We start from the raw sequence: 20,219 nt of genomic DNA on the forward strand, positions 1-20,219 counted from the left end.
TTCGCATTTCGCATTTCGCATTCGCATCTCACGGAGAGCTCATTCTAGAAACGCCGCACGGCTTTCCGAACCAAGCATTCGTCACAACCTTATACGCGCGCAAACCGCGTTTCCCGCACGCGAGCTTTGCATAGCAGATCAGATTGGTTCGCGTGATGGCGCGCATGGCCTACGCTTTCGGTCCTTCGAAAGCACGGCGTCCCGCCGCGCGCAACCTTGTCTTCCAATCTGCCCATGAATCCGGATTCGCCCCTCATCACACGCCGCCGCATGCTGCAACTGCTTTTGGCAAGCTCCGGAGCCGGCCTCGTGTCCTCCGCTCACGCCGCGCAGACGCTGGCCGCATCGCTGCCCGGCGCCGTCGTGCGGGGCGGAACGCTGCTCGCGAACGTGACGCCCGAGCCGGGCGGTCTCGTGGCGGGCATCAATATCTCCAGTCCGGCTGTCGTGATCTCGGCGAACATCTTCGACGGCCTCCTGACCTACGACAGCGACTATCGCCCGAAACCGCAACTGGCGGAATCGTGGGACACGGCGCCCGATGGCAAATCCATCACGTTCCGGCTGCGCAAGAATGTCAAATGGCACGACGGCGTGCCGTTCACCTCCGCCGATGTCCAGTACTCGATCCTCAACGTGGTCAAGAAGACGCATCCGCGCGGCGCGTCGAATCTGGCGAAGGTAATCGGCGTGGACACGCCCGATCCGCATACTGTCGTGTTCCGGCTCAGCGGTCCTTCGCCGGTACTGTGGGCCGTATTGTTCGGCACTGAAACGCAGATTGTCCCGAAGCATCTGTACGAAGGCACCGATCCGCTGACCAATCCATGGAACGTGAAACCCATCGGTACGGGCGCGTTCGTGTTCAAGGAGTGGGTGCGCGGCAGTCATGTGACCCTGCAGCGCAATCCGGATTACTGGGACAAGGGCGCTTCCGGCAAGGAAGACAAGCCTTATCTGGAGCAGATCATCTTCAAGATGGTGCCGGACGCGGCGGCGCGGGCGGTCGCGCTGGAGACGGGCGAACTGACATTCGCAGCGAACAACCCGGTGCCGGAAGTGGATGTCGCGCGCTTGCAGAAGAACCCGAAGCTCGTGCTCGATACCGTCGGCTGGCAGGCGCCCGCGCCGATGTTCTTCTTCGACTTCAACTACCGCCGCAAGACCTTCGACGATATCCGCGTGCGACGTGCGTTCGCGCATGCCATCGACCGGGCCGCGCTGGCGCGCATCGTCTGGTTTGGTCTCGCCGATGTCGCGCAAAGTTGCGTACCGAGTTATCAGAAGCAGTTCTTCAAGCCGGGATTGCCGCAACACGCGTTCGATCCGAAGGAAGCCGAGCGCCTGCTCGATGAAGCCGGGCTGAAACGCGGCGCGGACGGCGTGCGCTTGCGCATCGATCATGTGACCGAGGTGGCGTATGGTCAGGTCTACCTGCGCGCAGCGGAATTGATGCGTCAGCAGTTGCGCAACGTGGGCGTCGAGATGACGCTGGTCAATCTCGACCTGCCGGGCGTGATCCGCAAGCTGTACACGGAACGCGATTTCGACACCGCCTCGATGTGGTATTCCGCTTATCCGGATCCGCAGATCGGCGTCACGCGCCGTTTCTGGAGCAAGAACATCAAGCAGGGCGTGCCGTCGAGCAATGCATCGAGTTATGCGAATCCGCAGATGGACCGGATCATCGAAGGCATTCAGGAAGAAGGCGATGTCGCGAAGCGCAAGGCGCTCATCGACGAGATGCAGTTGCTCGTGCAGACCGACGTGCCCTCGATCAACCTGCTCGAACTGAAGTTCTTCGGCTTCTATTCGAGCCGGCTCAAGGGATTGCGCGAGGGGCCGATGCTGTTCTATTCGACGCTTGCGGATGCATGGCTTCAAACCTGATCACGAATGGCACGGACGTGCGTCGCGGATAGCCATGACGTAGAGACGGCGCGCGTAGAATGAAAGCACGCGCTTCCCGACCGCACAGGACATCCCATGCTGCAAGCCTTTGCGTCATCAGATCCGTTCACGATCGGCGTCGAACTCGAAATCCAGGTCGTCAACACACACGACTACAACCTGACGAAGGCCACCACCGAGCTTCTGACCCGGGTGCGCGAAGAACGCTTCGCGGGCGCGATCAATCCCGAAACGACCGAAGGCATGATCGAGTTGTCGACCGGCGTTTGCCGGAACTTCGATCAGGCGCGCAGCGAGTTGCAGACACTGCGCGACACGCTGGTGCGCGCGGCGGATTTCCTGAACGTCGGCGTATGCGGCGGCGGCACCAACTTTTTCCAGAACTGGTACGACCAGCGTTCCGACGGTCGCGAGCGTTCCGAATATTTGATGGGCCTGTACGGTGCGCTTTATCAGCAATTCACGATCTTCGGCCAGCACGTGCACGTGGGCTGTCCCGATGCGGATTCGGCGCTCGTGCTGCTGCATTCGCTGTCGCGCTATGTGCCGCATTTCATCGCGCTGGCCGCTGCTTCGCCCTTCGTGCAAGGCAGCGACACGCAGTTCCAGTGCGCACGGCTGAACTCGGTCGCGCCGTTTCCGCTGTCGGGCCAGGCGCCGTTCATGACGAACTGGTCCGACTTCGAAGCCTACTTCGAGCGCATGACGAATACCGGGCTGGTTCATAGCCTCAAGGATTTCTACTGGGACATTCGCCCGAGTCCGGGCTATGGCACCGTGGAAGTGCGTGTCATGGATACGCCATTGCGCGTCGAATGGGCCGCCAGCATTGCCGCTTATATCCAGGCGCTTTCGCGTTATCTACTGATCGACAAGCCCTTGCGTCTCAGTGAGCGCGACTACGAGGTGTATCGGACGAACCGCTTCATGGCGTGCCGCTTCGGTCTGGACGGCGCTTGCGTCGATCCCGAGACCGGACAGCGCGCGCCGATCCGCGAACGCATCCTCGCGACGCTGGACGTCCTCGCGCCTCATGCGCAGGCGTTAGGCGCGGAAGAGGGACTGGCGGACATCCGGCGCGCCGTGACGCAAGGCGCCAGCGATGCCGCGTGGTTGCGTCGCGTGTATGGCGCGCATGATTCGCTGCATGAGGTCGTGCGTCAGCAGTGCCGGATATGGCGTGGGGCGCAGATGCCGGAATAAGGGCGTAGCGCGTGCCCGTCAGCGCGCATCACGCCGCGAGAAAGGACCATTGTCAGCAAAAGCGAACCGTGCGAACCGCTCGCCGATCAGGCGATGCGCCGGCCCGTCGGGATGCAGCTCGTCGGGCAGCGGATGCGTTTCGAATGCTTCAGGGCCATACAGAGACGTGCCGTCGAGATAATGCAGGTTCGGATCGTCGACGGCACGCTGCTCGACCATGCGGCGCAGTTCTGCGCGAATCACCTGCAAGGTCAGCTTCCCGGTTTGAACATCGTCCGGATTGCCGGTTGCGCGAAACGCTATCCTGCCTTCGGCCAGCGCGCCGAAATCGAATGCGCCTGGACCGGGCGTAGCTTCGTGGATCGGACAGTAGAGCGGTGAAACGATCAGCAGCGGCGTGTGCGGATGACCGTCGCGGATCGTATCTATGAAGCCGTGCATCGCCGGGCCGAAGGCGCGCACGCGCATCAGATCGAAGTTGACCAGATTGATGCCCATCTTGACGCTGATGAAGTCAGCCGGCGTGTCGCGCATGACGCGCGCCGTGAACGGGTCGAGCAGCGCGCTGCCGCTGAAGCCCAGGTTCATCAGCTCGACATCGGCGAGCCGGGCCGCGAGCGCGGTCCAGATCGATGTGGGGCTGTCGCCGTTCGAGCCCTGGCTGATCGAACTGCCATGATGCATCCATATCGTCCTGCCCTCCGTGCTGACTGCTTCGATGCGGCCATTCGTGCGCAGCGCGGCGAGCACGCTGAGTTCGTCGTGCGGCAACCAGATCTCGATGCGCTTGCTGCGCTCGGGAAGGCCGGAGAACGCGAGCGTGACAGGGCCGTCCGATTGCACGGAGGTGGTGTTCGTCGCGGCATTGACCGTTATGGTGTCGCCGCCTTCCGCGCGACGTTGCTGGGCGAGGTGGCCATCGACGACGAGATCGTGGAGGCCCGAAAGACGCGTCGGTGCACCGGCATGGACATGGCGCGTGGGCAGGACGTCGAGTTCGATGTCGGTCGCGGCGGTATCGAAGACGAGCCGCACGCCGGAAGGCTTGGCCTCTGCAAGCATCAGTTGCGGATCGGGACATTGCTTGCGTGCCCAGGCCGGCAAGCGATGCGGTCGCACGCCATTGGCCGTGTTTTCGAGTTCGATGGCGCCGCGCAGCAGCGAGGTATCAATGGGCGTGGTGATCCAGTCGTGCATGTCGTGTGATTGTGCGGTTAGGGCGAGCGCATCCCGCGTCATGCGGACGGGATCATGCCGAAAGGAACGAGCGAATCAGGCGTCTTCCAGACTCTCGCCGCGCTCGGCGATCAGCTTTCCAAGTTCGCGCGTGGACAGCACACGCCTTCGCGGATCGGTGGAACCCGACTCGTCATCCGCCAGATTTTCGATGATGGTCAACAGCACCTTGCGCGCGACCTTGATCTCGCGCTCGCTCAGTCCCGTCACGCTGATGTCGTTCACTTCTTCTGCGAGGGGCACGAGCTTGTCCTTGAGCGCGCGGCCCTCGGCCGTGAGATACACGTGTGTGTTCTTCTTGTTCTCGGGACGCTGCTGACGTTCGACCAGCCCGAGCTTCTCCATTGCCGTGACGGCTGCGAACGTCGTGGGCGCCATCACGCCGGCCTGCTCGCTCAGTTCGCGCTGCGTGAGCCCGTCCGTCTCCCACAGGATGCGCAGGAAGGTCCAGTGCCCGAACGATACCGCGTGCTCCGCGAGCCGCATCTGCAACCCGCGGACCATCGAGCGCGCGGCGTCCTTCACGAGGTGCGCGAGACGGTCGTGCGGCACGGACTCATGCCAGTGGCGCAGCATTTCCACGGTTTCGCGCGGCGCGCCTTCAACGGTCTTCTTTCGTGTCATGGCGATGTCTTCTTTCATGAGAGCGGGTTTCTCCCGACATGATAGCCGCTGGTCCCTGCAAGCAGCCGTCCAGCCGCGCGCGCGGCGCTCTCCGTGCAAACCCGAACTTGTTCGCACCGCGCCGTCTCCTTACCATTATGATTAGATATCGAATAAAAATAAATGCGTGATCCAGGCACTCGGGCCGGCTCGCGCATCATCCTCATTAGTACGGGAAACGGAGACGTTTGGTGGCCAAATCCACAGTCACGCAATTCATGTCGGAATCGGACGCAGCAGCGGCGCGCGTCGAGGCGACTTATCACAAGGTCACCTGGCGGCTGATGTCGTTCATCTTCGTCTGCTGGGTGTTGAACTACCTGGACCGCGTGAACGTGAGCTTCGCGCAATTGCATCTCAAGCAGGATCTCGGTCTGTCCGATGCCGCCTATGGCCTCGGCGTGAGCCTGTTCTTCATCGGCTACATCCTGCTGGAAGTGCCGAGCACGCTGTGGCTCAAGCGGATCGGCGCGCGGCTGACCATCTCGCGCATCATGATTCTGTGGGGCGGCATCTCCACCGCGATGGCCTTCATGACCACGCCGATGCAGTTCTACATCGCGCGCATCCTGCTCGGTGCGGCGGAAGCCGGTTTCTGGCCCGGCATCATCCTGTACCTGACCTACTGGTATCCAGGCGCGCGGCGCGCGCGCATCACGTCGCGCTTCCTGCTGGCGATTGCGGCGGCGGGCATCATCGGCGGGCCGCTGTCGGGCTGGATCCTGCATAACTTCGTCGATGTGCTCGGTTTCCGTAACTGGCAATGGCTGTTCTTCCTCGAAGGCCTGCCCGCGCTGCTGATGGGCGTGGTGGCGTTCTTCTACCTCGTCGATCGTCCGCAGGACGCGCGCTGGCTCGACGACGAACAAAAGCGGATCATCCTCGACGCACTCGCCGCCGACCGTGCCGAGAAAAAAACGGAAAAACACACGCGTCACCAGTTGCTGGTCGCGTTGAAAGATCCGCGCGTGTATATCCTCGCGGCGGGCTGGGGCACGGTGCCCCTGTGCGGCACGATCCTGAATTACTGGACGCCGACCATCATCCGTCAGGCCGGCGTATCCGACGTGCTCAACGTGGGTCTCCTGTCCGCCTTGCCGTACATCATCGGCGCGCTCGGCATGTTCGCGGTCGCGCGCAGTTCGGATGTCACGCTCGAACGCCGCTGGCACTTCTTTGCCTGCACGGCCATTGGGGCATTGGGCGGCTTCCTGTTGCCCGTGCTGTCCGGCAACACGGCGGCGGCGATCATCTGCCTCGGCATGATCTCCATTTCCTACTTCGGCGCGGCCGCCATCATCTGGTCGATTCCACCGGCCTATCTGTCCGACGAAGGCGCCGCCGCGGGCATCGGCGCGATCAGCTGTCTGGGCCAGGTCGGGGCGTTCTGCGGTCCGATCGCGCTCGGCTGGATCAAGACCATGACGGGCAGCCTGGCGATCGGGCTCGCGGCCATCGCGGCGATCGTGTTGCTCGGCGGACTGGCGGTGCTGATCGGCGTGCCTGCAAACACGCTGCGGGAGCACGCAGAAAAACTTACCTGACGTTCCGTTTTTTTTCGGCAGCGCGGCGCCTTCGTGTTGGAGGTGCCGTTTTTTTTTTGCAACGGCGCAACAGAAAAAACAGCGCGTTCAGGGAAAACCCGCTTGCCCCATAATGATTAGATATCTAACATAAAGAGCATGGAGATCAGCAAGGGAGCAGGGGCAATGAACGAGTCGGCGAGCAACGAACTGTCATTCAGGACGCTCGTGGTGACGAAGAAGGAATGCGTGGCGCAGGGCATCTTCCGTTTCGAATTGCGCGACGAGGCCGGGCGCGAATTGACGCCGTTCACGGCGGGCGCGCACCTCACAGTGCGGGTGCCGAGCGGGGCGAACCGCAACTATTCGCTGTGCAGCGATCCTGCCGAAGCCGACCGCTATGTGATCGCCGTGAAGCGCGAAGCAGCCGGTCGCGGCGGCTCCGTGAGCATGGCGGACGAGGTGGCGGAAGGCGCGCGTATCGAAGTCTCGGAACCGCGCAACGAATTTGGACTGAGCGAGCGCGCGCGAAGCTTCGTGTTTGTCGCGGGTGGCATCGGCATCACGCCGATTCTCTCGATGATGCGTCATCTCAAGGCCACGGACGGCCCGCGCTTCAAGCTGTATTACGTGTCGCGCAGCGCGGAGACCACGGCGTTTCTCGACGAACTCGCGAGTGAAGAATGGCAGCAGCATGTGGTGATTCATCACGATCACGGCGACCCTGCGCGTGCCTTCGACTTCTGGCCTGTTTTCGAAAAACCGGGCAGCGGGGCACACGTCTACTGTTGCGGCCCGCGCGCGCTGATGGATGGCGTGCGCGACATGACGGGTCACTGGCCGACCGGCAGCGTGCATTTCGAAAGCTTCGGCGTGGATCAGTCGCGCGCCGCGGAGAACACGCCTTTCAGCGTGAAGCTCGAACGGACGGGCCGCAGCTTTGCCATTCCCGCCGACCGCTCGATTCTCGAGATCCTGCGCGACAACGGCATCCGCGCGCCGAGTTCATGCGAGAGCGGCACGTGCGGCTCGTGCCGCACGAAGCTGTGCGCGGGCGTGGCGGAGCATCGCGACATGGTGCTCGGCGAGGACGAGCAGTGCGACCAGATCATGATCTGCGTGTCACGCGCCCGGAGTGAAGAACTCGTGCTGGATCTTTGAACCCATCCCCATTGCATTGATTGCAGATACGCAGGTCAGGAGAAGCGCTAATGCTTACGCACGAAGAAAACGAATTGCTGTGCCGCGTCGAAGGCGACGCGCCGATGGGCCAGTTGATGCGTCGTCACTGGACGCCGGTCTGCCTCATCGAGGAAGTGAGCGAGCCGGACGGCGCGCCAGTGAAGGCGCGTGTGTTCGGTGAAGACCTGGTCGTGTTCCGCGATACCGACGGCAACGTCGGCGTGATGGACGAATACTGTCCCCACCGCCGCGTGTCGCTGGTGTACGGGCGCAACGAGGACTGCGGCCTGCGCTGTCTCTATCACGGCTGGAAGATGGACGTGAAGGGCAACGTCATCGAAATGGTCTCGGAGCCTTCATGCAGCGACATGACGAAGAAGGTCCGCCACAAGGCCTATGAAACGAAGGAGTGGGGCGGCTTCATCTGGGCGTACATGGGCCCGCAGGACGCGATCCCCGCGTTCGTGCCGCCCGCGTGGGCGCCGACCGAGGACACGCGCGTGAGCATCGCCAAGGTCATCGTGCCGTGCAACTGGGCGCAGATACTCGAAGGCGCGATCGACTCCGCGCACAGTTCGAGCCTGCATTCGTCGGACTTCGTGCCCGCACGCGTCGGCGGCGCGGAAGCCACGGCGAAGAACTGGCTGCGTCCGTCGACGGACAAGGCGCCGCGCCTGCAAGTGCATCGCACGAGCTATGGCTTCCGCTATGCCGCGCTGCGTCGTCCCATCCAGAACGCCGCCACGCATGACTACGTGCGCTCCACCGTGTTCGTCGCGCCGGCCACGGCGCTGATTCCGCCGAACAACCTCTACAACGTCGCCAACATCAACGTGCCCTGCGACGACACCACTACGGCCTTCTATTTCATGGCGTGGGGGCATCCGGACAAGACGCCGGAAACCGAAACGTGGCGCAAGTTTCTCGGGCAGCAGGTGGGCGTCGATCTGGATGCGACATACCGGCCGCTGCGCAATCATGACAACCGCTTCTGGCAGGATCGCGAGGCGATGAAGAACGGCAACTTCACCGGCATCAAGGGCTTCCCGAATCAGGACATTGCGATGTGGGTGACGATGGGGCCGATCGCCAATCGCACCGAAGAAAGGCTCGGCGCCAGCGATGTGGCCGTGGTCGAGTTCCGCCGCCGCATGCTCGACGCGCTGCGGGAATTTCAGGCGGGCGAGGCCGGTATCGGTACGGGTGAGCAGGCGATTCCGCGCCACGTGTGCTCGTTCCAGGCGATGGTGCCCAAGGACACCGACTGGAAGCAGTTCCCCGCGCATCCGGTGTGGGTCGAGCCGGCTGCGGAAGCGGCGCCGGAGCTCGAAACGAACTATCAGGTGCAGGTCTGATGGAGCCGCTGCGGCTTGGCATCGTGGGCCTCGGGCGCGCGTTCTCGCTGATGCTGCCGACCTTTCTCGCGGACCCGCGCGTGCGGCTGGTCGCGGCATGCGATCCGCGCGAGACAGCACGTGCGCAGTTCACAGCCGACTTCGACGCGCCCGCCTTCGCCGATATCGAAGCACTCGCGCGACGGACGGACATCGATGCGCTGTACATCGCCAGTCCGCATCAGTTTCATGCGGCGCATGCGCGTGTAGCGGCCCGGCATGGCAAACACGTATTGGTCGAGAAGCCGATGGCGCTCTCGCTCGCCGAATGCGACGCGATGATCGACGCGTGTCGTGATGCGCATGTGCATCTGATCGTCGGCCATTGCCACAGCTTCGACACGCCGTATCTGCGCACACGCGAGTTGCTTGCATCGGGTGCATACGGCGATGTGAAGATGATCCAGGCGCTCAACTTCACGGACTATCTGTACCGGCCGCGCAGGCCCGAGGAGTTGCAAACGGAAGAGGGCGGCGGCGCGGTGTTCAGTCAGGCGGCGCATCAGGTGGATATCGTGCGGCTGCTCGCCGGAAGCCGCGTCACGCGCATCCGTGCGGCGGTGGGACGCTGGGACGCCGCGCGTCCGACCGAAGGGGCATACACGGCGACGCTGTGGTTCGAGAACGGGGCGTTCGCGACGCTCTCGTACAACGGCTATGCGCACTTCGATTCCGACGAATGGACCGGATGGATCGGCGAGATGGGGCAGCCGAAGCATGCCGCCGATTACGGCGCTGCACGCCGCAAGCTGGCCCGTGTGCAATCGCGGGACGAAGAGGCGCGGCTAAAGGCTGCGGGAACGTATGGCGGCGCGGCTTATTTGCCAACCAAAGCCGATGCGCGCTGGCATCAGCACTTCGGGCCGCTCATTGTCTCGTGCGAACGGGGCGACCTGCGGCCGTTGCCGGACGCCATCGTCGTGTATGGCGACGAGCGCTGCGAACGCATCGCGCTCGATGCGCCGCAGGTGCCGCGCGCTGAAGTCGTCGACGAACTGATCGCCGCCGTGCAGGGCGATATCGCGCCGCTGCACGACGGCGTGTGGGCGCGCGGCACGCTCGAAATCTGCCTTGCCATGTTGCGGTCGAGCGCTGAGCAGCGCGACGTACTCATCGGCGGCGAGACGCTTACAACACAGGAACTTTAACGATGAGCAAGTTGAATCTGTCGGTCGCGGTGGGCAACTACGACCGCATGCGGCCGCTGGTGGATGGTGAGGTGCAGATCGACGGCGTCGATCCGGTGTTCATGCTGCAAGACCCGGAAGAGATTTTCTTTCGTGCCTTCCGTCACGCGGATTACGACATCTGCGAACTGTCGCTCTCCAGTTACAGCGTGAAGACAGCGGCAGGCACGAGTCCGTATATCGGCGTGCCGGTTTTTCCGTCGCGCGCGTTCCGTCATACGTCCATCTACGTGCGCAATGATCGCGGCATCGATACGCCTGCCGATCTGAAGGGCAAGCGCATCGGCGTGCCCGAGTATCAGCTGACCGCCAATGTATGGGCGCGTCTGTTTCTCGAAGAAGATCATGGCGTCAAGGCGTCGGACGTAACATGGGTGCGCGGCGGTTATGAAGAGACCGGCCGTGAAGAAAAGATCACGCTGAATCTTCCCGCCGATGTGCGCCTGGAGAACGCGCCGTCGAATGCGACCATCACGGGCATGCTCGCATCCGGTGAAATCGATGCGGTGATCGGGCCGCGCGCGCCTTCATGTTTCACGAGCGGGCATCCGAACGTGAAGTATCTTTACGACGATCCGCAGAAAGCCGCCGCCGACTGGTACACGCGCACGAAGCTGTTTCCGGTGATGCATCTGCTGGGCGTGCGGCGCACGCTCGCCGAGCAGCATCCGTGGTTGCCGGGCGCGGTGGCCAAGGCGTTCGAGAAAAGCAAGGCGCTTGCGCTCGCGAAGTTGAGCGACACGTCCGCAACGAAGGTGACGCTGCCTTTCGTCGAGGAACAGTTGAGCAATGCGCGTCGTTTGATGGGCCACGATTTCTGGTCGTATGGGTTCGCGCCCAACCGGCATGTGTTGTCGCGCTTTTTGAAGCGGCATCATGACGAAGGTCTGTCGTGCCGGCTGCTGCAACCGGAAGAGTTGTTCCATCCGGCTACGCTGGAGAGCTTCAAGATCTGATCGGAGGGGTGTCCATGAAAGTCGAAGGGCAATGTCATTGCGGCGCGATCGCCTATGAAGCCGAGGTCACGCCTGGAACCGTCGCCATCTGTCATTGCGCGGACTGTCAGACGCTGACGGGCTCGGCGTTTCGCGTGAACATCGCTGCGCCTGCGGAGACCTTTCGTATCCTGAAGGGTAAGCCGAAGCGCTATCTGAAGACCGCCGACAGCGGCGCGCGCCGCATCCACGCATTCTGCGCGGAGTGTGGCGGGCCGGTGTATTCGTCGGCGGAAGAGAACCCGTCCTCGTATTCGCTGCGTGTTGGCGCGCTGAAGCAGCGCTACGAACTCGGCGCGCCGAAGCGGCAGTCGTGGACCCAACGGCGCTTCGATTGGCTCTCGGGTCTCGGCTCAGCGGAGGCCTTCGAAGGGCAGCCTTGAAGAGACAAACCGCTATTGCGTCCGCGTCGATTCGTGCTCATGCTGTGCTGACCGACATGCACGACCTGACACGGAGACGTGAATGAGCAAAGTAAAAGTTGCCGGCTTCAGCGTTTCACTCGATGGCTTTGCTGCGGGCCCCGCTCAAAGCCTCGATCATCCGCTCGGCGTGCGGGGCCACGAACTCTTCCAGTGGTTCTTCCCGACGCGCACGTTCCGCGCGATGCAAGGCAAGGACGATGGCGACACCGGCCTCGACGACACCTTCGCCCGCCGCGCCATGGACAACTTCGGCGCCTTCATTCTGGGCCGCAACATGTTCGGGCCGGTGCGTGGAGAATGGCCCGACGATGAATGGAAAGGATGGTGGGGCGAAGATCCGCCTTATCACGCGCCGACGTTCGTGCTGACGCATTACGCGCGCCCTTCCATTGAAATGCTCGGCGGCACCACGTTTCATTTCATCACTGGCGGAATCGAGGAAGCCTTGCACCGGGCCCGCGAGGCGGGGGGCGCACGGGACGTCAAGATCGGCGGCGGGGTGTCCACGGTGAAGCAAACCATTCAAGCGGGCCATGTGGACGAGATCCATCTCGCGATGGCGCCCGTCGCATTGGGCACTGGAGAATCACTCTTCGACGGGCTGGATCTTCATGCATTGGGCTACCGGACAGTCGAGCATGTTCCGACCGAACGCGCCACGCACATCGTCCTGACGCGCTGAAGACTGCCGCGCTCAGATCACCACGTCGTTCGAGAAGGCGAAAGCGAATGCGTTCAACGCATCGATCAGCGCGGCATCGCCTGCCTTGGTGGCCGTGCGCAGACGCGTGACATCGGCGGCGAGGTTATCGACGAAACCTCGCAGCGCGTCGTTGGTCATCGCGATGCCTTCATGCCGTTCGAAGAACGCCGATGCCTTCTCCGCCAGCAGGATCAGCGCAGCAGCATCGCCACCGGGCTGACGGGCGCCGTCACGGCATTGCAGCGCGAACGCGCGAATATCGGTCAAGCCCAGACCCCGTCTCGAAAGCGATGCCGCTGCCAGTTCCAGATTCATAATCCCTTCTCCAAAGATGAGGCGTCGCGCTGTGCGACCGGTCAGACGAAGGCGTTGATGCTGTCGTACAGCAGCGCCACGCCGTCCATGTAATCGACGAGACGCATGGCCTCGTCGGGATTGTGCGAACCGTTCTGGTTGCGCACGAAAATCATCGCGCTGCGAATGCCGGCTGCGGCGAACATGGCGGCGTCGTGACCGGCGCCGCTCGGCACATGCGGCGCGGGCAACTTCAGTGCACACGCGTGCTCTTCGAGCAACGTGATCCAGCCCGCATCCATGCGCGCGGGCGCGGTCTGCAACAACGCACCCGTTTCGAAGCGCACGCCATGGGAGGCAGCCGTGTCCGCGAGCGTGCGTTCGAACACGTCGAGCACCTGCGCCAGCGCGTGCGGGTCCGCGCTGCGTGCTTCGAAGCTGAAATCGACTTCGCCTGGAATGCGCGAGATCGCGTGCTGTTCCGCACGCGTGCCGAACACGCCGCACGTGATCACGAGGTCCGCGCCTTCGGCGAGCGCGTGCTTCCAGTACGCATCGAGCGCGCTGACCACGTGGGCCGCCGCGAACACCGCATCGTGACGACGCTCGCGCGGCACCGCGCCTGAATGACCCGGCTCGCCGATACAGCGCACGTTGCGATAACGGACGTTGCCGCGTATCGACGGCACGATGGCCACCGCGCGTTGCGCATCATCGAGCAGCGCACCCTGTTCGATATGCAGCTCGATATAGCCCGCGACCTCGTTCGCGTCGAGCAGCACTTCGCCCGCCGCGATGGCATCGACATCGGCACCTGTATCGCGCATGCAGGCCGCAAGCGTCTCGCCTGTCGAGCGCTGTTGCGCGTCCAGCGTCGCCCGCGGCAAGCGGCCGAAGAGCGCGCTGGAGCCGATATACGCCTTGCCGAACCACGCGCTTTCTTCGCCGCGCAGCGCGAGCACGCGCAGCGGATGCGTGCCGCGTCGTCCTTCGTCGCGTTGCCGCATGAGGCACAGCAGGCCCGCGACGACGCCCGCAAGACCGTCGAAGTTGCCGCCCTCTGGCACGGAGTCCATATGCGAGCCGCACAGGATGGGCTGCGTCCGTGCATCATCGGGATGCGAGAAGGTGACGTTTCCCGCGCGATCGACCTGTGTGGCGAAGCCTTGTGCCTGGGCAAATGCCGTCAGCAGTTCAATCGCGCGGCTTTCGCCCGCGCCATACGATTCGCGTGTCACGCCGCGACCTTCGGCTGTGGCTTCGCGCACCGTGTCGAAGAGATGCTGCGCGATGCGCGCGTAATCAGTCGATGCCGTCATGCGAGTGCGCTCATGCATCGTGGGCCGCAGCGAGAAACTGACGCAGCTCGTCGGTGCGCGGCTGGTTGAAGAGCACGTCGGGTGCGCCGCTTTCATGAATGCGCCCTTGATGCAGGAACACCACGCGATCGCAGACCTCGCGCGCGAAGCGCATTTCGTGCGTGACCATCACGAGCGTCATGCCGCCTGCCGCGAGTTCCTTCATCACCGCAAGCACTTCCTGCACGAGTTCCGGATCGAGCGCGGACGTGATCTCGTCGCATAGCAACGCCTTGGGCGACATGCATAGCGCGCGGGCAATCGCCACGCGTTGCTGCTGCCCGCCGGACAGTTGATCGGGATAGGCATCGAACTTGTCACTGAGGCCAACGCGTTCCAGTTGCAGGCCCGCTTGCCTGCGGGCTTCGGCGGGCTTCATGCCGAGCACGATCATCGGTGCGAGCATTACGTTGCGGCCAATGCTCAAGTGCGGAAACAGATTGAACTGCTGGAAGATCATGCCGACCTGGCGCCGCAACTGCTTGAGCGCTGCGGCGTCATCGGACAAGGGTGTGCCCGCGACATCGATGCGGCCACCGTCGATGCTCTCCAGCCCGTTGATGCAGCGCAGAAGCGTGCTCTTGCCCGAGCCGCTCCTGCCGATCAGCGAAATGACTTCGCCGTGGCCGATGTTCAGGTCGATGCCCTTGAGCACTTCGTTACCGCCGAAGCGCTTGGTGACCTGGTCAATTGCGATAAGGGGCATTGAAATGCTTCTCCAGATGGCGGCTCAACGCGGATAGGGCCGAGCACAGCAGGAAGTACATCAGCGCGACGAGCCCGAAGGTTTCGAGCGGCCGGAAGGTCGTGTTGCTGATCATCGTGCCTGCCTTCGTGAGTTCGACGAAGCCGATGATCGACGTGACCGAGGTGTTCTTGACGATCTGCACGCAGAAGCCGACCGTCGGCGCAACGGCGAGACGGCAGGCCTGCGGCAGCACGATATGGCGGTATTGCTGGATGCGCGTCATCGCCAGCGAAGCCGATGATTCCCACTGTCCGCGCGGCACCGCTTCGATGCAGCCGCGCCAGATCTCGGCGAGAAACGCTGCCGACCACAGCGACACCGCCATGCCCGCCGCGAGCCACGCGGGCACGTCGAAGCCGAACAGCGCGATGCCGAAGAACACGATGAACAGTTGCATCAGCAACGGCGTGCCCTGGAACAGTTCGATGAAGGCAGCCGCCACGCCGCGTGACAGGCGCGAGGGCGTCAGGCGCAGCCACATGATCGCGAACGCCAGCGTGCCGCCGCAGACGAACGCGACGCACGAGAGCGCCACGGTCCAGCGCAGCGAAACGAGCAACACGCGCAGGATGTCCCACAGGGTGAAGTCCATGGCGGCTTACCTTGCAGGGCGCGCGGTCACGAAGCGCTTGCCGAGCGTGCGCAGCGCATGGCGCAGCGCGATGGCGAGCAGCAGATATGTGAGCGTCGTGGTGGCGTAGGTTTCGAACGAGCGGAAGGTGCGGCCCTGGATGAAGTCCGCGACATGCGAGAGGTCCATCAGCGCGATCTGCGAGCAGACGGAGGTCGTCAGCATCATGATGATGAACTGGCTGGTGAGCGCGGGCCATACCTTCTGCAATGCGGGCCGCAGCAGCACGTGACGGAAGGTTTGCAGACGCGTCAGCGCAAGACTCGCGGCAGCTTCATGCTGGCCGCGCGGCGTGGCCGCAATCGCGCTGCGCAGGATCTCCGTGCCGTAGGCGCCGAAGTTGATCATCACGGCCAGCAGCGCGGCCTCGAAGGCATCGAGCCTGACATGCAGTTGCGGCAAGCCGAAGAAGATGAAGAACAGTTGAATCAGGAACGGCGTGTTGCGGAACACTTCCACATAGGCCCGCGTGATGGCGCGGGCCCACGGCTGGCCTTCCGCGTGAATCCACGTACCGGCGATGCTCAGCGCGAAGCCGCCAAGGCCGCCGGCGATACTGACGGCAAGCGTCATCGCCACGCCCTGGACGAGCAGGGGCAGATACGGCGCAATGGCGCCGAAGTCGAATTGATAGGACATGGTCTGAGGCTATCCGGAGCCGGATGCGGCGGAAGGGCGCTTCACTGCCTCATGCAACGCATGGGAAGCGGATGAGGCGGCGAAGTGCGGCGGCTTTCAGGGTTTTGCGTCGAGCGGCTGCCTGAGCCACTGGCGCGACAATGCGTCGAGCTGGCCGCTGGCCTTCTGTGCCGCGAAGACGCTGTTGACTGCGGCGAGCATCGCGCTGTCGCCCTTGCGCACGGCGGCGCAGACCGGCGAATCGATCAGCAGCAGCTTCTGGGCGAAATGCTTCTGCGGATTGTCGGCCAGCAGCTTCGCACCGACGATGTTGCCCGTCGCGAGGTATTCCGTCTGCCCGGACAGGAACGCCGCCACCGCCGAGCTGTTGTCCTGGTAGCGCGAGAACAGCGTGCCGGCCGGGGCGTTCTTCGTGATGAACAGGTCTTCCTGCGAGCCCGTCACCACGCCGATCTTCTTGCCCTTCAGGCCGCCGACGTCCGGCAGCGCATTGGCTTGCGGACCGAACACGGCTGTGTAGTACGGCGCGTATGGCGATGTGAAGTCGATCACTTCGGCGCGCTGCGGATTCTTGCCGAGATTGAGCACGAGATCAACCTTGTTGGTGACGAGGAACGGAATCTTGTTGGCCATCGTCACCGGCACGATCTGCAGCTTCACATGCAGCGCGGCGGCGGTCAGCTTCGCCACTTCGACATCGTAGCCGTGCAGCTCCATGTCGCTGCCCACGGAGCCGAACGGCGCGTAATCCTGCGGCACCGCGACGCGGATCACGCCGGTCTTCTTCACGGTGTCGAGCGTGTCGGCGTGCGCGGCCGGGGCGTGGCTCAGCAGCGCCATCGCGCCGGCAACCGACAACATGGCCGCACCCAGGCGGCGCTTGAACGTAGCGGTGAGACTCATCGTGCAGACTCCGGAATGGACTTCAGGAAAGCGTGGAAGGCGTCGTCGAATACAGCGGGGGTTTCGAGCATCGGCGAGTGGCCGCTGTCGGTCATGGCGGCGAGCGTGCTGTTCGGCAGGCCATCGAGCAGGCGCTGCGCATGCTCCATCGTGCGGCCGCTGTCGTGCGCGCCCCAGACCACCAGCGCGGGAAGCTGCACGCCCGGCAGGTGCGGGCGCATGTCGGTCTCGATCAGCGAAGACTGGATATCGATCATCGCCGTCAGCGGCGCGGCCTTGGCGCGCTCCACGTAGCCATCGAAGAACGGTTGCGGCAGTTCGCGGAACCAGTGCGCGCTGATCTCGCGCATCGTGTCGATGCCTTCGTTTTCCAGTTGCGCGAGCAGTGCGCGGCCCAGTGCGTGATTGGTCATCGAGGGACCCGTGCAGACCAGCACGATGCCGCCGAGCTTCTCCTGATAGCGCACGGCCGTCATCTGCGTGACCACGCCGCCCATCGAATGACCGACCACAACGGGCCGCTCCAGTTCGAGCCGGTCGATGAACGCGGCTACGCGGCGCGCAAGCGCTTCGATGGTGAAGCCATCGGGCGGCGCATCCGAGCGCAGGAAGTTGTCGATGGCGAGACCGCGATAGCCGGGCGGCAGCGCGTCGATGGTGCGTTGCCAGAGTTCCGACGAACTGCCGAAGCCGCCGTGCAGGAAGATGACCGGGCGGCCTTCGCCACCGCTGTCGGTGTAGTGAACGCGGGCGCCGTCGAGTCGGATGATGGGCATGAAGTGCTCCTGGTTGGATGGAGCGAGTATCAAGCGGCAAAACCAGCGGGCCAACGCTCATTTTTATGATTTGACGCAGATTTATGGCGCATGTAACTTTTTTGAGTCACGGACCACCACAAAAAAACGCAACGCATGGAGAGTTTTCGCGCCATCGGGGAGCGCCTGAAATGGCATCGCCAGCAATTGAAGATGACCGCCGATGAAGTCGCCGAGGCCATCGGTGTCTCGCGCGCGCTGTTGCACCGGTATGAAGCGGGCAATATCGTCAAGCTGGAAACGCTCGAAAAATTCGCGCGGGTCTATGGCATGTCGCCGAGCACGCTGCTCGGACTCGGCGCCGAATACCTGACCGACGGGTTCCGCTTTTTCGAGCGCGTCGCGAGCCTGGAAGAGAAGGCGGATCGTGTTTCAGTCGTGTTCGGTCCGCTGATTTACGTGCTGAGTTCGGCGGGTTACGACCGCTCGCTTGCGCGCAGCCTGCACGATCCGCAGGACCTCGATCCGCTCACACCCGCCGAAGGCAAGCGGCTGTTGCAGGTCCTGGAGCGGCGCAAGGCGATCTTTCGTTTCCGCCAGCCGGCGATGGTCAACATCGTTCCGTTGAGCAGCATCGAACGCTATCTTGCCAACGGACTCGCGGTGACGGCTGACAAGCCGTACGCGGAGCGCGCCGAACTGAGGCGCGAGGCCGCGCGCGAGATCGGGCATATGGCCGACCTGATCGCTTCGCCGCCGATGCATGTGCAGATCGGCCTGACGACGCAGCCCTTGCCCACCTCCGGCTATCAGATCATCCACGCGGAAGGGCGGCGGTATCTCGTGAACAGTCCGTTCCGGATCGGTCAGCCCACCAACCTGCGCTATGGCGTGGGCACCATCACGGAAGATCCGGAGGCGCTGGCCAAGCACGATCATCTGACCGGAACGCTATGGGAAAGCGCGTTGAAGGGCGGGCAGGCGGAGCACGAGTTGCATCGGCTCATCAAGAAGTATTCGGACTGAGTGTGATGGTTTGCGGGAAGGACGCGTCGGGCCTCGTTGCGCGGAGACGGGCTGAACGTCGCAAGCACTGCATCATCCCGGCGTTGTCACTTGCGCGAGTTTGAAGAAGTTGGCTTGCCTCGTGCCCTTCGAGGTTCGTTTCGAAGAGACAGGGTTCGCGCGTCCATGGCCTTGCAGGAACGCGAACCGCTTCCGGCATGCTGTTCCTTAGTAGTAGCGCCAGTGTCCCGGTATCCATCGGCCGTAGGGGCCGTAGTGCGCAGGCACCCAGACATACGGGCTTTGCGCCACGACCGGCGGCGCGACCACAACAGGCGCGGGCGGCGCGACCACGACCGGCGCGGGCGGGGCAGCCGCCACCACAGGCGCGGTCTGTGCTGGCGTCACTGCCGCATCGGCAACGGGGGATGCTACTACGGGCGCAGCCGGCAAGGGGCCGAGCAGTTGACCATTGGGCGTGTCATAAACAGCGCACCCGCCGAGTCCGAGCCCGAGACCCAGCACAGTGATTGCATGGAAGGTTTTCAAGGTTTCTCCACTCCAGCGATAAATAGTCGAGCCAGCCTCTTCGAACGGTCTGGCGGGATGCACGCGCGTGATGGAACGGATAGCGCGCATCATCTCCAGTGCCCCGGAATCCAGCCGCCGTAAGGGCCGTAATGCGCCGGCACCCATTGCGCCGCAGGCAACGGTTCCACCACACATCCGCCGAGCATCCCGGCCAGTAAGCCCGACACGATAAGTAATCTGAACAGCCTGTTCATTTGCGCTCCACCAGCAAACCAGAAACGGGGATGACCAGCTAATGCGCCGTTACCCGGCCTACCACCTGCGATGGCCCCAGTGGTGATAGACGACCCGCGCATGCCATCCGTAATGCGGATGCCACCATCCCCAGCCGCCTCCGACGCGATAGCGCCACAGATAGCCCGGGGCCGGCGCCAGGCCTACGGGCGCGACATACGCCACGCCTGGCGGCGCGACCACGGGTGGCGGCGCGACAAGTACTGCGGGCGGCGGCGCAACCACGACAGCCGGAGGCGGCGCGACCGCTACGGCCGGCGCCACGATGACCTGCGCCTGGGCGTTGGATAGATAAAGTGCACCGGCAAGCGCGAGAAGTGTGAGGGTGGCTTTCATGATCGGTGAGCCTCATAGGACGTTTTCGAATTGATGTGCGCCGTCACATTTCCAGGCGGCACGTTTTTCGAAACGGTGGTGAGCCGCTTTGAACAAAACCGCGCGTGAACATGACATCAGCCAATCGTGCGTATTGCCTCGGACAGGATTTTCGTCGGGCAATGATTCTTTAACGTCGCTGTGCTTTTCGATCCGTCGCGCCCGTCCGGCTTTTCGTGTAACCGAATATTTTTCGCCGATAAATAACGGAATGCGTTTCGAAAATTAAAACAATGCGCGATGGAAAAACTTGAGGCATTGAAA

At 63.3% G+C, this 20,219-nt stretch carries 22 protein-coding genes; 10 read left to right on the plus strand and 12 right to left on the minus strand.

The window, feature by feature from the left end:
• Nucleotides 1-309 precede the first annotated feature (309 nt).
• Nucleotides 310-1,890 carry an ABC transporter substrate-binding protein gene (locus QCE88_RS19855; protein WP_309905254.1) on the plus strand — a complete coding sequence of 527 codons (1,581 nt, stop codon included), beginning with the start codon at nt 310-312 and terminating at the stop codon, nt 1,888-1,890.
• Nucleotides 1,891-1,986: 96 nt separating this feature from the next.
• Complete coding sequence (locus tag QCE88_RS19860; protein WP_309905257.1) at nt 1,987-3,114, plus strand: YbdK family carboxylate-amine ligase; 1,128 nt, start codon at nt 1,987-1,989, stop codon at nt 3,112-3,114.
• An 18-nt stretch (nt 3,115-3,132) separates the two neighbouring features.
• Here QCE88_RS19860 and QCE88_RS19865 read toward each other — a convergent pair whose 3' ends face one another.
• Nucleotides 3,133-4,311, minus strand: a complete 1,179-nt coding sequence (locus QCE88_RS19865) for an SGNH/GDSL hydrolase family protein (RefSeq protein WP_309905259.1) — start codon at nt 4,309-4,311, stop codon at nt 3,133-3,135.
• Between the two features lie 75 nt (nt 4,312-4,386).
• A complete protein-coding gene (locus QCE88_RS19870; protein ID WP_309905261.1) occupies nt 4,387-4,974 on the minus strand; it encodes a MarR family transcriptional regulator in 588 nt (195 codons plus the stop codon).
• Nucleotides 4,975-5,231: 257 nt separating this feature from the next.
• Between QCE88_RS19870 and QCE88_RS19875 the strand changes: the two genes are divergently transcribed.
• From QCE88_RS19875 to QCE88_RS19905, 7 genes are all read left to right on the plus strand, one after another.
• Nucleotides 5,232-6,557, plus strand: coding sequence for an MFS transporter (locus QCE88_RS19875; protein WP_309906531.1), 1,326 nt, complete (start codon nt 5,232-5,234; stop codon nt 6,555-6,557).
• 165 nt (nt 6,558-6,722) lie between these two features.
• Nucleotides 6,723-7,697 (plus strand): PDR/VanB family oxidoreductase, encoded by a 975-nt coding sequence (locus QCE88_RS19880; RefSeq protein ID WP_309905263.1) that lies wholly within the window; start codon nt 6,723-6,725, stop codon nt 7,695-7,697.
• A 50-nt stretch (nt 7,698-7,747) separates the two neighbouring features.
• Nucleotides 7,748-9,073 carry a Rieske 2Fe-2S domain-containing protein gene (locus QCE88_RS19885; RefSeq protein WP_309905265.1) on the plus strand — a complete coding sequence of 442 codons (1,326 nt, stop codon included), beginning with the start codon at nt 7,748-7,750 and terminating at the stop codon, nt 9,071-9,073.
• A complete protein-coding gene (locus QCE88_RS19890; RefSeq protein ID WP_309905267.1) occupies nt 9,073-10,260 on the plus strand; it encodes a Gfo/Idh/MocA family oxidoreductase in 1,188 nt (395 codons plus the stop codon). The genes QCE88_RS19885 and QCE88_RS19890 overlap by 1 nt, the downstream gene beginning before the upstream one ends.
• A gap of 2 nt (nt 10,261-10,262) precedes the next feature.
• Entirely contained in the window at nt 10,263-11,255 is a 993-nt protein-coding gene (locus tag QCE88_RS19895; RefSeq protein WP_309905269.1) for an ABC transporter substrate-binding protein, read from the plus strand.
• A 14-nt stretch (nt 11,256-11,269) separates the two neighbouring features.
• Nucleotides 11,270-11,677 carry a GFA family protein gene (locus QCE88_RS19900; protein ID WP_309905271.1) on the plus strand — a complete coding sequence of 136 codons (408 nt, stop codon included), beginning with the start codon at nt 11,270-11,272 and terminating at the stop codon, nt 11,675-11,677.
• Nucleotides 11,678-11,759: 82 nt separating this feature from the next.
• Nucleotides 11,760-12,401 carry a dihydrofolate reductase family protein gene (locus tag QCE88_RS19905; protein ID WP_309905272.1) on the plus strand — a complete coding sequence of 214 codons (642 nt, stop codon included), beginning with the start codon at nt 11,760-11,762 and terminating at the stop codon, nt 12,399-12,401.
• Nucleotides 12,402-12,413: 12 nt separating this feature from the next.
• Here the strand turns inward: QCE88_RS19905 and QCE88_RS19910 are convergent, their stop codons facing one another.
• The 7 genes from QCE88_RS19910 to QCE88_RS19940 form a co-directional block, all read right to left on the minus strand.
• Complete coding sequence (locus QCE88_RS19910) at nt 12,414-12,737, minus strand: hypothetical protein (RefSeq protein ID WP_309905274.1); 324 nt, start codon at nt 12,735-12,737, stop codon at nt 12,414-12,416.
• A 41-nt stretch (nt 12,738-12,778) separates the two neighbouring features.
• Complete coding sequence (locus QCE88_RS19915) at nt 12,779-14,035, minus strand: hydantoinase/carbamoylase family amidase (RefSeq protein ID WP_309905276.1); 1,257 nt, start codon at nt 14,033-14,035, stop codon at nt 12,779-12,781.
• 10 nt (nt 14,036-14,045) lie between these two features.
• Nucleotides 14,046-14,780 carry an amino acid ABC transporter ATP-binding protein gene (locus tag QCE88_RS19920; protein WP_309905278.1) on the minus strand — a complete coding sequence of 245 codons (735 nt, stop codon included), beginning with the start codon at nt 14,778-14,780 and terminating at the stop codon, nt 14,046-14,048.
• The gene (locus QCE88_RS19925) at nt 14,761-15,414 is read right to left on the minus strand and encodes an amino acid ABC transporter permease (protein WP_309905280.1); all 654 of its coding nucleotides are present in this window, start codon (nt 15,412-15,414) and stop codon (nt 14,761-14,763) included. Before QCE88_RS19925 ends, QCE88_RS19920 begins: the two co-directional genes overlap by 20 nt.
• A gap of 6 nt (nt 15,415-15,420) precedes the next feature.
• Nucleotides 15,421-16,092 (minus strand): amino acid ABC transporter permease, encoded by a 672-nt coding sequence (locus tag QCE88_RS19930; RefSeq protein ID WP_309905282.1) that lies wholly within the window; start codon nt 16,090-16,092, stop codon nt 15,421-15,423.
• 96 nt (nt 16,093-16,188) lie between these two features.
• Nucleotides 16,189-16,995, minus strand: coding sequence for a transporter substrate-binding domain-containing protein (locus QCE88_RS19935; protein ID WP_309905284.1), 807 nt, complete (start codon nt 16,993-16,995; stop codon nt 16,189-16,191).
• A complete protein-coding gene (locus QCE88_RS19940; protein ID WP_309905286.1) occupies nt 16,992-17,771 on the minus strand; it encodes an alpha/beta hydrolase in 780 nt (259 codons plus the stop codon). Before QCE88_RS19940 ends, QCE88_RS19935 begins: the two co-directional genes overlap by 4 nt.
• A gap of 135 nt (nt 17,772-17,906) precedes the next feature.
• Between QCE88_RS19940 and QCE88_RS19945 the strand changes: the two genes are divergently transcribed.
• Nucleotides 17,907-18,776 (plus strand): helix-turn-helix transcriptional regulator, encoded by an 870-nt coding sequence (locus QCE88_RS19945; RefSeq protein ID WP_309905287.1) that lies wholly within the window; start codon nt 17,907-17,909, stop codon nt 18,774-18,776.
• Nucleotides 18,777-18,983: 207 nt separating this feature from the next.
• Here the strand turns inward: QCE88_RS19945 and QCE88_RS19950 are convergent, their stop codons facing one another.
• The 3 genes from QCE88_RS19950 to QCE88_RS19960 form a co-directional block, all read right to left on the minus strand.
• The gene (locus QCE88_RS19950; RefSeq protein ID WP_309905289.1) at nt 18,984-19,304 is read right to left on the minus strand and encodes a hypothetical protein; all 321 of its coding nucleotides are present in this window, start codon (nt 19,302-19,304) and stop codon (nt 18,984-18,986) included.
• 89 nt (nt 19,305-19,393) lie between these two features.
• Nucleotides 19,394-19,540, minus strand: coding sequence for a hypothetical protein (locus QCE88_RS19955; RefSeq protein WP_309905291.1), 147 nt, complete (start codon nt 19,538-19,540; stop codon nt 19,394-19,396).
• A 58-nt stretch (nt 19,541-19,598) separates the two neighbouring features.
• Nucleotides 19,599-19,916 carry a hypothetical protein gene (locus tag QCE88_RS19960; protein WP_309905293.1) on the minus strand — a complete coding sequence of 106 codons (318 nt, stop codon included), beginning with the start codon at nt 19,914-19,916 and terminating at the stop codon, nt 19,599-19,601.
• Between the last annotated feature and the right edge of the window lie 303 nt (nt 19,917-20,219).

It is taken from the genome of Caballeronia sp. LZ035 (genome assembly GCF_031451175.1).
Lineage (GTDB): Bacteria > Pseudomonadota > Gammaproteobacteria > Burkholderiales > Burkholderiaceae > Caballeronia.